The organism is Novosphingobium sp. EMRT-2 (assembly GCF_005145025.1).
Classification (GTDB): domain Bacteria; phylum Pseudomonadota; class Alphaproteobacteria; order Sphingomonadales; family Sphingomonadaceae; genus Novosphingobium.
The window spans coordinates 347953-362238 of sequence record NZ_CP039697.1; the positions used below are offsets into that span (position 1 = coordinate 347953).

The following is a 14286-nucleotide window of genomic DNA, read 5'->3' on the forward strand; positions in this document are numbered from 1 at the left end:
GGACACCTCGACGATGACTGACCCCGCCAGCACCACGCTGAAGCCGGGCGCGGAGACGTTCGCCCACCTCGGCCGCAGCGTGGCTGCGATCCGCGCCGAACTCGGCACCGAACCCGTATCGGTGGACGCCATCCGCGATCCGGCGATCTACGAACTGGAGCGGGAGAAGATCTTCCGCCGCACCTGGCTGAAGGTGGCGACCACGTCGGAGCTGCCCGCCATCGGTGACTACAAGGTCAAGGACCTGCCGGTCGTCGACGCCTCGGTGCTGATCGTGCGCGGCAAGGACGGCGTGGTCCGCGCGTTCCACAACGTCTGCACCCATCGCGGCAACAAGGTGGTGCCGTCCTCGGACGCCGAAACCTTCGGCCGCGCGCGCGCCGGCGTCGTCACCTGCCGGTTCCACGGCTGGGTCTTCGGCACCGACGGCCCGCTGCGCTCGGTGCCGCTGGAGGACCATTTCGGCACGCTCGACAAGGCCTGCCTCGGCCTGCGCGAGATCGCCTGCGATACCTGGGAAGGCTTCGTGTTCATCAACATGGCCGATCCGCCCGAACAGACGCTGGCGGAATATCTCGGCGATTTCGGCACACTGTTCGGCGGTTATCCCTATGCCGAAGCGACGACGGCCTATCGCTATTCCACCGTGCTCGAATGCAACTGGAAGGTCGCGCTCTATGCCTTTTCCGAAGGCTATCACGTTCCCACGATCCACGCCGGATCGCTGCCGGGCTTTCGCGGGATCGAACATTCCGATTTCAAGCTGATCGGCCCGCACGCCTCGTCCACGATCTACGGCCTTGGCATGGAAGCCGCCGCTTCCACCGCCGAATGCGCGCGCGTGCTCCACGGCAGCGCGGCCCATGCCCCGCATCCCGAGCAGGTTCCGCCCGGGATCAACCCGACGCGGCGCGCGGATTTCCAGTTCGAACTGCCGAACGTCTTTCCCAACCTGCTGATCCATCTCGCCGCCGGCTGCGGCTATCCGGGCATGGCCTTCTTCACCCACCAGTTCTGGCCGCTCGACCACGGGCGGACGCTGTGGGAAGGCATCAACTACTTCCGCCCGGCGCGCAACGCGGCCGAACGGGTGGCGCAACTGCACGTCAACGCGCTGCATCGCAACGCCTGGCTGGAAGACACGGCGACGATGGAAGACACGTTCACCGGCATCCGTTCGGGCGCAGTCGATACCATGCAGCTCATGGATCAGGAGTTCCTGATCCGGCACGCGGCGCGCACGCTGGACCGCTACCTCGCCGCCTGAACGGAAAGGATCATCCCGATGACCGATACCATCACCCTGCCCGCCGGCTTCGAAGACCTGACCGAGCTTGCGGCACACTGGGCACGCGCCACGGAAAATGCGCGCAGCGCCATTCGCTGGAGCGCTTCGGCGCAGGATTTCGCGGCGTTCTACACCGCGTTCATGCCACGCCTGCGCGCCGCGCTTGATCTGCTCGAACAGGTTCCGCTCGAGGAGATGGACGAAGCGCAGAACAACCTGTTCGAACTGGCCTGCGCCTTTGCCGAGGCCGCGCCGCACCACGAGCTTTACGGTGGCAGCGCGGAGGTGCCGCACAGCTTCTCCGCACGCCGGTTCGTCCCCGGCCACGGCGACACGGCTTCACGGCTGTAGGCGGCTCAGCCGGGCGCGAAGACCTGCTCCAGCAGGCCGGCCGCGCCCGGCGCCACGCATTGCGCCACGTTGAAGCGCATGAAATCGGGCGCGGTGCGCGTCAGGCTGAAAACGTCGCCGGGGGCCAGAACCACCCCCTGCGCCAGCGCGGCGCGCGCGCATTCGGCGGCGTCCATCCCGCCGGGCAATTGGCACCACAGGAACATGCCCGCGCGCGGTTCGATCCACGGCACGATGCCCAGCGCGCCCAGCCGTTCGATCGTGGCGCGCCGGGCCTTGCGCAGCCGGGCGCGCAAGGTCTGGACATGGCGGCGGTAACTGCCGTCCTGGATCACGCGCAACACCAGTTCACTCGACAGCCGCCCTGCCCCGAAGGCCGTCGCGATCGACAGGTCCACCAGCCGGTCCATCCAGTCGGCCCGGATCGCGACGTAGCCACAGCGCACCGCCGCCGACAGCGTCTTGGAAAAGCTGCCGATCTGAATCACCCGTTCCAGCCCGTCGAGCGCGGCCAGGCGCGGAGCGGGTTCCTCGTCGAAATCGGCGAAGATGTCGTCCTCGATGATGGTCAGGTCGTGGGCGTCCGCCAGCCGCAGCAGCCGGTGCGCCGTGGTGAGCGAAAGCGTGGCCCCGGTGGGATTGTGGACGCCCGAATTGGTGATGTAGAGCCGGGGACGGTGCGTGACGAGCGCGTGTTCGAACGCGGCAAGGTCCGGTCCTTCCGCCGTCATCGGCACGCTCACCACGGTGACGCGGTGCGCGCGCAGCAGCGCGAGGAAATTGAAGTAGCAGGGATCGTCCACCAGCACGACATCGCCGGGCGCGATCAGCAGCCGGCAGAGAAGATCGATCGCCTGCGTGCCGCTTTCGGTCAGCATGATCTGGCCGGGGCCGCAATGCACCCCGCGTTCGCCGAGGCGCCGGGCGAGGATCTGCCGCAGCGCGGGAAGGCCCAGCGGCGTGCCGTAGTCGGCCAGCGCGCCGCCGCCATCGCGCGCCATCGCGCGCAGCGCACGGCGCACCTCCTCCTCCGGCAGCCATGCGGGCGGCAGCCAGCCACACCCGGGCTTGGGATGGTCACCGGGGCTTTCGAGCGACTGGCGCGAGACCCACAGCGGATCGATCGCCCGGTCCAATCGGGGCGCGATGTCGGCCAGCGACAACGGCTCGCCCTGCCGCGCGACATAGAACCCCGATCCGCGCCGCGCCGAAACCGTGCCTTCGCTCGCCAGCCGGTCATAGGCTTCGACGACGGTCGACTTGGACACGCCCGCCGCTTCCGCCGCGCTGCGGATCGAAGGCAGCTTCGCCCCGGGCGGCAGCGCGCGCGAGGCGATCTGGCGGCGCACCTGCCCCATGACCTGTTCGACGAGCGTGCCTTGCGATGGCGCCATGATCCGAAACCTTATTGCCGATTGAACCAGTACAGTTTGTTTCAACCTTACTGGATTGTCCCTGTCGCCCATCCCCGCGTCCGAGGCAAGGAGGTTGCCGGAGGACTTATGGAAAAATCGCTCGAAGGATGGTTCAGCGGCCTGATCGGCGTGGTGATCTTCAGCGGATCGCTGCCGGCGACACGCGCGGCGGTGATCGATCTCGATCCGCTGTTCCTGACGCTCGCCCGCGCCGCCATCGCCGGGCTGATCGCGCTGGCGCTGCTGGTCGCCCTGCGCCAGCCCCGCCCGGAACGGCGCGATCTGGTGCCGCTCGGTGTCGTGGCGCTGGGCGTGGTCGTGGGCTTTCCCCTGCTTACCGCCGTGGCGCTGCGCCACATGAACGCGTCCGCCTCGATCATCTTCACCGGCCTGCTGCCGCTATCCACAGCGACGTTCGCGGTGCTGCGGGCGCGCGAACGGCCGGACCGGCGGTTCTGGCTGTTCGCCGCGCTCGGCGCGATGTGCGTGGGGAGCTACGCCTGGTCGCCGTCGCTGCGCGCCGACCCCACCGGGATTGCGTTGATGATCGCGGCGGTAATCGTCTGCGGGCTGGGCTATGCCGAAGGCGCGGTACTCTCGCGCAGGCTGGGCGGCTGGCAAGTGATCTGCTGGGCGCTCGCGCTGACGCTGCCGGTCTCGCTCGGCGCGCTAGGGCTGGCCACGGCGCCGGTGTGGAGCGCGGTCGGTGCGCCGGCCTGGCTCGGCCTTGGCTATGTCTCGCTCGGCTCCATGTTGATCGGCTTCATGTTCTGGTATCGCGGCCTTGCGCTGGGCGGGATCGCGGCCGTGGGGCAACTCCAGCTCGTCCAGCCGCTGCTGGCGCTTGGCCTGGCCGCGCTGCTGCTGCGCGAGCCGGTCGGCATGGACATGGTTCTGGTACTCGTTCTGGTGATCGGCTGCGTGGCCGGTGCCCGTCATTTCTCGCTGCGAAAGGCTTGATGCATGACCCGCTATTCCTTCCAGATCGTCGACGTGTTCGGCACCGGCGCGTTCAGCGGCAATCCGCTGGCGGTCGTCACCACGCCCGAGGAACTGGATCCTGACACGATGCTGCGCATCACGCGCTGGCTGAACTTCTCGGAAACGACCTTCCTGCTGCCGCCGACCGACACGGGCGCGGACTATCGCGTGCGCATCTTCACCCCGGCGCGCGAACTGCCATTCGCCGGGCATCCCACGCTCGGCACCTGCCACGCCTGGCTGGCGGCGGGAGGAACGCCGCGCGCCGCGAACGAGGTCGTGCAGCAATGCGGCACAGGGCTGGTGCGCGTGCGCCGCGCCGGGTCCGCGCTGGCCTTCGCCGCCCCGCCGACGATCCGGTCCGGCGCGGTCGAGGAGGACAAGCTCGACGAGATCGCCGCCGTGCTGCGCATTGCGCGCGATGCGATCCTTGCCTCGCGCTGGGTGGACAACGGCCCCGGCTGGGTCGCCGTGCGGCTGGCATCGGCGGAAGCGGTGCTGGCGCTCGATCCCGTGCGCTGGCACGGGGCGACGATCGACCTCGGCGTGGTCGGATCCTATCCCGAGGGTCATCCCGCCGCTTACGAGATCCGCGCGTTCTTCAGCGATCCGTTCGGCGGCCTGATCGAAGACCCGGTATGCGGCAGCCTCAACGCTTCGGTCGCGCAATGGCTGATCGGCGAAGGGCAGGTCAAGGCGCCCTACCACGTTACGCAAGGCGCGTGCCTGGGCCGGGACGGGCGGATCACGGTCGAGTCCGATGGCGAAGGCCAGGTCTGGATCGGCGGCCATACCGCAAGCCTGTTTGCCGGGACCGCAGACATCTGAACACTGCTTGGCCAATTTCCTACCAGGTAGTACCACCATGGCATCACAGCCTGGTGGTATACCCCGCATATGCAGCTTTCCCCGACGGACGGACATTTCGGCAGACTGGTGGAGCGCATCGTTGCCGGCGGGCCGGTCGTGGTGCTGTGCGCCCCTCCGGGCTTCTACAAGGGCCGGCTGGCGCAGGCGGCGGCGCGGCGCCTGCACAGCGCGGGCACGGACGGGATCGCGGCGTTCGGCCTGTGGGAACATGGCCGCGATCCGCAGGCGGCGGCCGAAGGGTTGCTGGGCGGAACGGCGCCGATCACCGTAATCGAGGAGGCCGGTGCGGCCGACGGCAGGTTACTGGCGCAAGTGCTGGACCGGATCGACCTTGAACGCGCCGGCCGCCGGGTGATCTTCACGATCCACCAGCCCGGCGATCTGCCGCTGGCACGCATGGCACTGCGGACGCCGATCGACGTGCTGGACGCCGATGCCTTGCGCCTGCGCCCGCAGGATATCGCCAGCACACTGAAAGGCTCGCTGCGCCCGGCGATCCGCGCCCGCATCCGGGCCCTGGCCGGCGACTGGCCGGTGGCGCTGGACGTGCTGACCCGCTGGGCCGCCTCCGCGCGCGAGGTGTCGGCAAGCTGGAGCGATCTCGACATCGTGCGCGAAAGTGGACTCGGCACGTTCATCGCGCAGGAAGTGCTGGCGTCGCTCACACCGGCCGAATGCGCCGCGCTGACGCATGCAAGCTGGCTCGATGCGCCCGATCTGGCGACCTTGCGAGCGATCGACAGCCAGCGGCGGGAAGACACGGTCGTCGCCGATCTCGCCTATCGCCTGAAAGGGCTGGTCGACCGGCAGGGCCAGCGCATCCACCTCCATCCCGCCTTGCGCGTCCTGCTGCGCGACGGGCCGCAGGCCGCAGGCGCGGGAGAGGACCGCGAGAGCCTGCTGCTGGCCATGGCCGACCACTATTCCGGCACGGGGCAGCTTGCCGAAGCCGCCACGCTGGCAAGGATGGCAGGCAATTCCGGCCGTATCCGCGAATATGCCGATGCGCACGGCGCGCTGCGCATCTGGATCGTCCACGGTTTTCCCGTTCTGCGCGAACTCGTCGAGAAATCCAGCGCGGAGGACGTGGCTGCCTCGCTCGTGCTGCGGATGATGGACTGCATCGTCCACCTCAAGGGCGGCCGCATCCGCGTGGCGCAGCACCTGTACGAAACGCTGGCGGCGGAAATGGCGAAGGCCGGGATCGGCTCGCCCGATCCGCTGGCGCGCGATCTGGAAATCGTGCGCGTGACGCTGCTGGTCTATGGCTGCTCGCTGGAACGGACGAACGACCTTGAACTGCTACGCGGCCTGACCGCCGAGCAGGCCGAAGACGCCGCCCTGCGCAGCTTCCTCTCGACGCTTTCGTGCATCCTCAATTCGCAGCGCGCCCGGTTCGACGTGGCGCGTGCCAGCCTGATCGACGCGCGCGCGCAGGCCAAACTCGCCGCTTCGCATTACAACGTCATGTTTCTGTTCATGCACGAAGCCGCGATCCACCTGGCCGAAGCAAGGCTCAAGCAGGCGCGTACCTGCATGTCGGAGGCGCGCCGTCACTGGCAGCAAGGCTTCGCGCATGATGTGGGCGTGGAAACGGTGATCGCCGCGCTCACCGGATCGATCGAGTACGAAGCCGGCCAATTGACGAGCGCGCGCAATTCGGTGCGCAAGTCCGCGCACAGGATGCCCGACGCCGAAGCCTGGTTCGACATCTACTTCGTGGCCTATGAAACGATGGTGCGGCTCAACCGCATCGACCATGGCCTCGGGACCACCCTACGCGCCATCGAGGACGAAGTCGGCAAGCTGCGCGCGCAAGGCCTGCCGCGCGTGGCCGATCTGGTGACGGGGATTGGCCTGTGCATCGTCGGCGAGGAAGCGATGCAGGGCAACGAAAGCCCCGTTCCGCCGGGCTGGATCGCGCCGGAACCCGGGCCGACGGCAAGCTGGCAGGAACACGAGATCTATACGCTGGCCCGCTTCTACCGGCTGCGCGCCGATGGTGCGCGGGACCAGGCCGACGCGCTTCTCGAAACCGCGCTGGAGCGCGCCGCCGCGCGCGGACTGGAGCGATCGCGGCTGCGCTTCCTGCTCGCCCGCTTCAGCGCCGCCTGCCTCGATGGCGAGGACGACCGCGCGCGCGATCTGCTGGGCGCGGCCATCGCGATCGGCGCGCGCACCGGGACCAGGCAGATATTCCGCGACATGGTAGGCCCTCTCCTCGCCACTCCGCTGGCGCGCTTGCGCGCGGAGGCCCGCCTCGACGAGGTTGGACTCGCGTTTGCGGAAACGCTTGGCAACCGGCTGCGCGACCGGGGCGGCGCCGGCGCAAGCGCCCTGTCCGAGCGCGAGCGCGAAGTGCTGCGGCTGCTGGAAAGCGGCGGTTCGGACAAGCGGATCGCCCGCCAGCTCGCCATTTCCGAGCACGGCGTGCGCTATCACCTCAAAAGCATCTACAAGAAGCTGGGCGTCCACGACCGAGTTTCGGCGATTGCCGCTGGCAGGCGGCTCGCATCCGCCTGACTACTAATCCGAGTAGTGCCGCAATCTGGCGCACTATCTCATAACTACCATGTAGAACCCTTCCCCTCCCAGCCGGGCGCGTTGCGCACCGGCCACGGCGCATGAAAGCTGTCCTCCACCAGCGGAGGGCTTCAATGCGGATTGGCGTGGATGTGGGCGGCACGAATACCGATGCCGTTCTTCTATCAGGCAGGAACGTTCTGGGGGCAGTGAAACGCCCGACCAGCAAGGACGTCAGTTCGGGCATCGCCGAGGCGATCACGGCGCTGATCTCCGAATGCGCGATCACGCCCGACGCGATCGACGCCGTCATGATCGGCACGACCCATTTCACCAACGCCTTCATCCAGCGCCGCGAACTGGTGCCGGTCTTCGCAATCCGCATCGGCTTTCCCGCCGGACGCGGCATTCCTCCGTTCACCGCCTGGCCGGAAGATCTGAAGGCCGTGGTGCGCGGCGGATCAGCGATGGTACGCGGCGGCTTCGAGTTCGACGGACGCGAAATCTCGCCGCTCGACGAGGCGGCCATCCTTGCCGCCGTCGACGAAGCCCGCGCTGCCGGCATCGGCCAGATCGCCGTCTCCTGCATCTTCAGCCAGTTGAACCCGGCGCACGAGACGCGCGCCGCCGAACTGATCGCGCAACACGCCCCCGGGATGGAAGTCTCGCTCTCGTCCGAAGTCGGCCGCGTGGGCCTGCTGGAGCGCGAGAACGCCGCGATCATGAACGCCAGCCTGCGCCCGCTCGCCGCCACCATCACGTCGGCGTTCCGGCGCGCGCTGGCCGAACTCGGCATCGCCGCGCCGTTCTACATCAGCCAGAACGACGGCACGCTGATGAGCGCCGACCACATGCAGCGCTATCCGGTGCTGACCTTCGCCGCCGGCCCCACCAACAGCCTGCGCGGCGCGGCCTGGCTGACCGGCGCGAGCGACGCGATCGTAGTCGACATCGGCGGCACCACGTCGGACGTGGGCGTGCTGGTCGCGCGCTTTCCCCGCCAGTCGACCGTGCATGTCGACGTCGGGGGCGTGCGCACCAACTTCCGCATGCCCGATATTCTCTCGATCGGTCTCGGCGGCGGCAGCCTTGTCCGCGAAACGGCGGACGGCGTCACCGTCGGGCCGGATTCGGTGGGCTTCCGCCTGCGCAGCGAGGGGCTGATCTTCGGCGGCGAAACGCTCACCACCAGCGACATCGCAGTGGCGAGCGGCCAGGCGGCGTTCGGCGATCCCGCGCGCGTGGCCCACCTGGCTCCGGCGCTGGTGGCGGAGGCGCGCGGCGCGATCGATCGGTTGATCGACGACGCGATCGACCGGATGAAGACCGCGCCCGGCGATATTCCGATGATCCTGGTCGGCGGCGGATCGGTGCTGGTTTCGGCCACGCCGCAGGGCGTTTCCGACATGATGCGCCCCGAACACGCCGGCGTCGCCAACGCGATCGGCGCGGCCATTGGCCAGGTCAGCGGCGAGATCGACCGCATCTACAACGCGCCCGACACCGCCAGCCGCGAAGCGGCGCTTGCCGACGCACGCGCGCAGGCGACCGAACAGGCCATCGCCGCCGGGGCGAGCGCCGAGACGGTGGAGATCGTCAATATCGAGGCGGTCCCGCTGCAATACCTGCCGGGCGGGGCGACGCGCGTGGTCTGCCGCGCGGTCGGCGATCTAGCGCTTGCGGAGGTACGGTGATGGTTCGCGAAATCACGCTCGACAATATCGAACACCTGGCGATCGGATCGGCCTTCCTGGGCACCGGCGGCGGCGGCGATCCCTATCTCGGCTCGCTGCTCTGCCGCGAGGCGATCGCGCAATACGGCCCCGTCCCGATCGTTCGGCCGGAGGATCTCAAGGACGAGGACAACGTGTTCGTGGCTGCCGCGATGGGCGCGCCGACAGTGATGATCGAGAAGCTGTTCTCGATCGAGGACCAGCACCGCGCCGTCGAAGTGCTGGAGCGCTTCCTGGGCCGCACCGCCACCGCGATCATCTCGGCCGAGATCGGCGGCTGCAATTCGATGATGCCGGTCGCCTACGCGGCGATGCGCGGGCTGCCGATCGTCGATGCCGACGGCATGGGCCGCGCGTTCCCCGCGCTCCAGATGACCAGCTTCAACATCGAGGGCGTGGCCTGCGCCCCGATGACGATCGCGGACGAACACGGCAACAGCGTGCTCTACCAGACGGTTACCGGCCTCAAGGCCGAGGAGCTGGCACGCCCCGTCGCCGCGGTGATGGGCGCCAGCGTGTGCATGTCGTGCTATCCGATGACCGGGGCGCAGGCGCGCCGCGCCGCCGTGCCGCTGACGCTGAGCGGCGCGATCGGGATCGGGGAAGCCATCGCGCGCAGCGGCGATCCGCGCCCGCCGCTCGACCGCCTGATCGAGGCCTTGCGCGCCCACGCCTATTATTCGGATGCCGCCGTGGTGTTCCGGGGCAAGATCACCAGCCTCGAACGCGATACCACGCGCGGCTGGGTGTTCGGCAACTGCACGATCTCCGCCATGGGCGGGGCGGAAGCAGCGGCGGGTGAGGCCCCGGAGGTCGCCGAAGTCCGATTCCAGAACGAGAACCTCGTGGTCCACGTCAACGGCGAGCTGCGCGGCATCGTCCCCGATCTCGTCACCATCGTCGATGCTGAAACCGCGCACGCCATTCCCACCGAACGGCTCGCCTATGGCCAGCGCGTCGCCGTGGTGGCGTGCAGCGCCCCGCCGATCCTCACTACGCCCCACGCGCTGGACGTGGTCGGCCCGCGTTGCTTCGGACTGGACGAGGACTACGTGCCCGTCCGCGACCTGATCCAGGATTGCGCGTGATGCGGGTACACCTGATTACCCCCGTCATCACCGAGGGCATCCGCACGCTGGACGATGTGGCCCCGCTGATGCGCGACGATCTGGTCATCACCCAGTCGCTGCTCGCGACCGGTCCGGCCTCGATCGAATGCGAATTCGACGAGGCGATGGCCGTGCCGGGGCTCGTGGTCGAGGCGATCCGGGCGGAACGCGCGGGCGCGGACGCCATCGTCATCGACTGCATGGGCGATCCGGGGCTGAAGGCCGCGCGCGAGGTCGTGTCCATTCCCGTACTGGGACCGGCGCAGACCGCGATGCATCTCGCCGCCATGCTTGGCCACCGGTTCAGCGTGGTGACGGTGCTCGATTCCGTCGTGCCGATGATCGAGAATCTGGCGAAGGTCTATGGCGTGGGCGAAAAGCTCGCCTCCGTCAGGGTCATCGACATTCCGGTGCTCGAACTGGAAGCCGCGCCCGAGCGGCTGACGACGGAACTGGCGCAGGCCTCGCTGGCGGCCGTGGAACAGGACGGCGCGCACGCCATCGTGCTCGGCTGCACCGGCTTTTTAGGGTGCGCCGAGGCCATTGCCGCAACCCTGCGCACGCACGGACACGTGCTGCCGGTGATCGATCCGGTCCCGGCCACGGTCTGCATGGCCGACGGCATGGTTCGCGCAGGGCTTGCGCACAGCAAGCGCACTTACGGCACGCCACGCGACAAGGAACTGAGGGGATACCCGGAGATAGGCATCGCTCGATACGGGGCATAAAAGGGGAAAGACGATGGGAACGAACAACATGAGGGGCGCTGGCCGGCTGGCCATCGCGATTGCCGGACTGACCGCAGGAACGCCGGCGATGGCGCAGGAGGCGCCGCAGAGCCAGGGCTTCGGCGATATCGTAGTGACGGCGCAGCGGCGCCAGGAGAATCTCCAGAACGTGCCGATCCAGGTGGCCGCGTTCTCCGAGGAGAAGATCGCCGACGCCGGCATCAAATCCACGCGCGAATTCGTCAATCTGGTGCCCAACGTCTCGTTCGACGAAAGCTTCACCTACCTCAACTCGTTCGTGGTGGTGCGCGGCGTCACGCAGATCAACAACGCGGATTCGCCCGTGGCGGTGATCGTCGACGGCGTTCCCCAGAACAGCCAGAAGCAGTTGCGGATGAACCTGTTCGACATCCAGCGGATCGAGGTTTTGAAGGGACCGCAGGGCGGCCTCTACGGGCGCAACGCGATCGGCGGGGCGATGAACATCATCACCAAGGACCCGTCCGACCACATGGAAGGCGCGCTCGATGCCAGCTATGGCCGGGGCGACGCCATCGACGTGACCGGCTCGCTCTCCACGCCGATCGGCGACGACGCGGGCTTGCGCATCGCCGGATCGTACAAGACCGACAACGGACGCATCCGCAACACCTACAGCGACAAGAACGTCGATTTCATCGACCACGACTGGGAACTGCGCGGCAAGTTCAAGGCCTCGCTCAGCGAAAACCTGAAGATCGACCTGCGCGCCTCCTACCGCGATTTCCGCGCCGGCGCGATCTATGACAGCCGGGTTCCATCGGGGCTGGCCAACGACTTCCGGCTGCCCAGCGCCAATATCGAGGGCCTGACGTTCGGCCACCTGTTCGATACTTCGGCCAAGATCGATCTCGATCTCGGCGCCGCCACGCTGACCAGCATCACCGCCTATACCGACATCAAGGAGAGCTATCGCGGCGATCTCGATTTCGGCAATCCGGTGGACAATCCCGGCGGCTTCCTGGGCCTTGGCATCCAGGCGGGGCAAGGGCAGGACCTGCGCGTCAAGCTGACCAGCCAGGAATTGCGCCTCGTCTCCAACGGCAAGGGGCCGTTCCGCTGGATTCTCGGCGGCTATTACCTGCACACCAAGCGCAGCCTGCTGACCCGCGCCTTCATCGACCTGAACGGATCGCGCGATCAGATCGACAATCCCGCGCTGGCCCTGATCCGGCTGAGCGAGGACAACAGCAACAACGCCTATGCCGTCTATGGCAACGTCGATTACGACCTGAGCGATCACCTCACCCTGTCGGGTGCGCTGCGCTACGATCGGGACGAACGGCGGCAGACCGACCTGGCATCGGGTGCCGTGCGCAAGACCAGCTTCGACAACGTCCAGCCCAAGGCGACGCTGACCTACAAGTTCAACGACCGGCAGCTCGTGTATGCGACCTACAGCACCGGCTTCCGCTCAGGCGGGTTCAACGCGCCCACGGTGAGCATCCCGGTGTTCCGCGCGGAAAAGCTGGCGAACTACGAGGCCGGCTTCAAGACGAGCTGGTTCGATCGCCGCCTGATCCTGAACGGCGCGATCTACAAGGCCGTCAGCAAGGATTTCCAGTATTTCTACATCGATGTCGCCACGGCCTCGCAGATCATCGGCAATATCGACAAGGTGCATATCTGGGGCGTGGAACTGGAAATGCAGGCGCTGCCCACCAAGGGCCTGCAACTGTTCGGCGCCATCGGCACGACCGACACCAACATCCGCAAGAACGTGGTCGATCCCGCCTCCGTGGGCAACCACACGCCCAAGACCACGACCTGGTCGATGAATGCCGGCTTCCAGTACAACCGCCCGCTGACCGAGGATTTCGGCCTGCTGCTGCGGCTCGACTATGCGCACAAGGGGCGCAAGTACTGGCAAGTGGACAACCGGCAGGTGCAGAATCCGATCAACCTCGTCGATGTGCGCGTGGGCGTCGAGAACGAACGCTGGGGCCTCTATTTCAGCGGCCGCAACATCTTCAACGAGAAGTATTACAGCGACTACAACCCGAAGGCCTATTCCGGGTCCGATACCGATATCGGGTTCCGCGCGCAGCCGGCGACCTGGGCGGTGGAAGCCAAGGTCAAGTTCTGACGCGGTCGGGCCATCGCGGCATCAGCCCGCCGCGATGGCCCGAATGTCTAGGCGGCCAGCAAGGCGTCGATCCAGCGCGCGACTTCGCCGTTCTCCCAGGTATCGGACGCCGCTCCGATCACCACTTCGGCGATCGAACGTCCCTCGATCGGGGATTCGGTGAAGGCGTTGAACAGCCAGACGCCGTGTTCCCGCGCGAACGCCGCGTGTCTTTGGTGCAGATCGGCGGTCGTTCCCGGCAGCAGCAGCTGAAAGCTGTTCGCGTGGGGAATGACCGGGTGAACGATGACGCGCCCGTCGGAATCCAGCACCCCGGCCAGGTCGCGCGCGCGGCGGACATATTCGGGCATGCGGGCCAGATGCTGATCGATGCCCGCCAGCGCCGAGAGCGCCTGCGGAAAGGCCGTCGCGAGGTTGCCCGCAAAGCGCGTTTTCCAAGGAGCGAGGCGCCGGATGAAGGCGTCATCGCCAACCAGCGCCGCGCCGCCCAGACCGCCCAGGCCCTTGTAGAAGGACACATAGACCGTGTCCGCGAGATCGGCGAGTTCGGTCAGCGCGACATCATACCCCGCCGCCGCTTCCCACAGCCGTGCCCCGTCGAAATGCAGGGGAACGCCCTCTTCGCGGCACCACGCGGACATCGCCCGCAGTTCGTCCAGCGGCGGCAGCAAATAGCCTGACCGGCGCAGCGGCAGTTCGACGACCACCGCCGCCAGCTTCTCCTCCACGGCTTGCAGCGCGGCAAGGTCGAACGGTTGATAGCGGCCAAGGCGGACGGCCTTCAGGCCGGCCACACGTTCGAGCCCGTCCCCTTCGTCCGACGCGATATGCCCCTGCGGATGGATCGCGACCGTTTCCGTCCCACGCGCTTCGGCGTGGACGCGCAGCGCGCAGTATTGCGCGGTCATGCCCTTGATGAAGAACCGCGCGGCCGGCTTGCCCAGCAGCGCCGCCGTGCGCTCTTCGAGCCGAGCTACCGCGCCGCCGGCGCCATAGACGTCCGCGGCCTCGTCCTCGGGCGCATAGTCGGCCAGCGCGAGAAGCTGTTCGCGTGGTCCGGAGAAGCCGTGGTAGGACAGCGAGCGTGTGCAGGATTTCCTGATATCGTGATCGTTCATGCCGCAATCGTAAGGACTTGAGCCTCTGCCGCAAGGCAAGGCGCC

Annotated in this window: 11 protein-coding genes; 9 read left to right on the forward strand and 2 right to left on the reverse strand. The window is 67.7% G+C overall.

Going from position 1 to position 14286, the window contains the following annotated elements:
- The first annotated feature begins 13 nt into the window (after positions 1-13).
- On the forward strand, positions 14-1267 hold the full coding sequence (locus tag FA702_RS19690; RefSeq protein ID WP_136957794.1) for an SRPBCC family protein: 1254 nt from the start codon (positions 14-16) through the stop codon (positions 1265-1267).
- A gap of 18 nt (positions 1268-1285) precedes the next feature.
- The gene (locus FA702_RS19695; protein WP_136957795.1) at positions 1286-1639 is read left to right on the forward strand and encodes a hypothetical protein; all 354 of its coding nucleotides are present in this window, start codon (positions 1286-1288) and stop codon (positions 1637-1639) included.
- Between the two features lie 5 nt (positions 1640-1644).
- On the opposite strand, the gene FA702_RS19700 is transcribed toward FA702_RS19695, so the two are convergent.
- Complete coding sequence (locus FA702_RS19700; protein ID WP_136957796.1) at positions 1645-3033, reverse strand: PLP-dependent aminotransferase family protein; 1389 nt, start codon at positions 3031-3033, stop codon at positions 1645-1647.
- 108 nt (positions 3034-3141) lie between these two features.
- On the opposite strand from FA702_RS19700, the gene FA702_RS19705 reads away from it, so the two are divergent.
- From FA702_RS19705 to FA702_RS19735, 7 genes are all read left to right on the forward strand, one after another.
- A complete protein-coding gene (locus FA702_RS19705; RefSeq protein ID WP_136957797.1) occupies positions 3142-4014 on the forward strand; it encodes a DMT family transporter in 873 nt (290 codons plus the stop codon).
- A 3-nt stretch (positions 4015-4017) separates the two neighbouring features.
- On the forward strand, positions 4018-4863 hold the full coding sequence (locus FA702_RS19710; RefSeq protein ID WP_136957798.1) for a PhzF family phenazine biosynthesis protein: 846 nt from the start codon (positions 4018-4020) through the stop codon (positions 4861-4863).
- Between the two features lie 69 nt (positions 4864-4932).
- Complete coding sequence (locus tag FA702_RS19715) at positions 4933-7428, forward strand: LuxR C-terminal-related transcriptional regulator (RefSeq protein ID WP_136957799.1); 2496 nt, start codon at positions 4933-4935, stop codon at positions 7426-7428.
- A 134-nt stretch (positions 7429-7562) separates the two neighbouring features.
- On the forward strand, positions 7563-9122 hold the full coding sequence (locus FA702_RS19720) for a hydantoinase/oxoprolinase family protein (RefSeq protein ID WP_136957800.1): 1560 nt from the start codon (positions 7563-7565) through the stop codon (positions 9120-9122).
- Positions 9122-10249 (forward strand): DUF917 domain-containing protein, encoded by a 1128-nt coding sequence (locus FA702_RS19725; RefSeq protein WP_136957801.1) that lies wholly within the window; start codon positions 9122-9124, stop codon positions 10247-10249. Before FA702_RS19720 ends, FA702_RS19725 begins: the two co-directional genes overlap by 1 nt.
- Complete coding sequence (locus FA702_RS19730; RefSeq protein WP_136958089.1) at positions 10249-10998, forward strand: aspartate/glutamate racemase family protein; 750 nt, start codon at positions 10249-10251, stop codon at positions 10996-10998. The genes FA702_RS19725 and FA702_RS19730 overlap by 1 nt, the downstream gene beginning before the upstream one ends.
- 13 nt (positions 10999-11011) lie before the next feature.
- Entirely contained in the window at positions 11012-13123 is a 2112-nt protein-coding gene (locus tag FA702_RS19735; protein ID WP_136957802.1) for a TonB-dependent receptor, read from the forward strand.
- 47 nt (positions 13124-13170) lie between these two features.
- On the opposite strand, the gene FA702_RS19740 is transcribed toward FA702_RS19735, so the two are convergent.
- A complete protein-coding gene (locus FA702_RS19740) occupies positions 13171-14241 on the reverse strand; it encodes a low specificity L-threonine aldolase (RefSeq protein WP_136957803.1) in 1071 nt (356 codons plus the stop codon).
- Positions 14242-14286 lie beyond the last annotated feature (45 nt).

Bases quoted from the DNA above. Each gene is read 5' to 3' on its own strand.
- FA702_RS19690 (WP_136957794.1), top strand. From the start codon at position 14: ATGACTGACCCCGCCAGCACCACGCTGAAGCCGGGCGCGGAGACGTTC.
- FA702_RS19695 (WP_136957795.1), top strand. From the start codon at position 1,286: ATGACCGATACCATCACCCTGCCCGCCGGCTTCGAAGACCTGACCGAG.
- FA702_RS19700 (WP_136957796.1), bottom strand. From the start codon at position 3,033: ATGGCGCCATCGCAAGGCACGCTCGTCGAACAGGTCATGGGGCAGGTG.
- FA702_RS19705 (WP_136957797.1), top strand. From the start codon at position 3,142: ATGGAAAAATCGCTCGAAGGATGGTTCAGCGGCCTGATCGGCGTGGTG.
- FA702_RS19710 (WP_136957798.1), top strand. From the start codon at position 4,018: ATGACCCGCTATTCCTTCCAGATCGTCGACGTGTTCGGCACCGGCGCG.
- FA702_RS19715 (WP_136957799.1), top strand. From the start codon at position 4,933: ATGCAGCTTTCCCCGACGGACGGACATTTCGGCAGACTGGTGGAGCGC.
- FA702_RS19720 (WP_136957800.1), top strand. From the start codon at position 7,563: ATGCGGATTGGCGTGGATGTGGGCGGCACGAATACCGATGCCGTTCTT.
- FA702_RS19725 (WP_136957801.1), top strand. From the start codon at position 9,122: ATGGTTCGCGAAATCACGCTCGACAATATCGAACACCTGGCGATCGGA.
- FA702_RS19730 (WP_136958089.1), top strand. From the start codon at position 10,249: ATGCGGGTACACCTGATTACCCCCGTCATCACCGAGGGCATCCGCACG.
- FA702_RS19735 (WP_136957802.1), top strand. From the start codon at position 11,012: ATGGGAACGAACAACATGAGGGGCGCTGGCCGGCTGGCCATCGCGATT.
- FA702_RS19740 (WP_136957803.1), bottom strand. From the start codon at position 14,241: ATGAACGATCACGATATCAGGAAATCCTGCACACGCTCGCTGTCCTAC.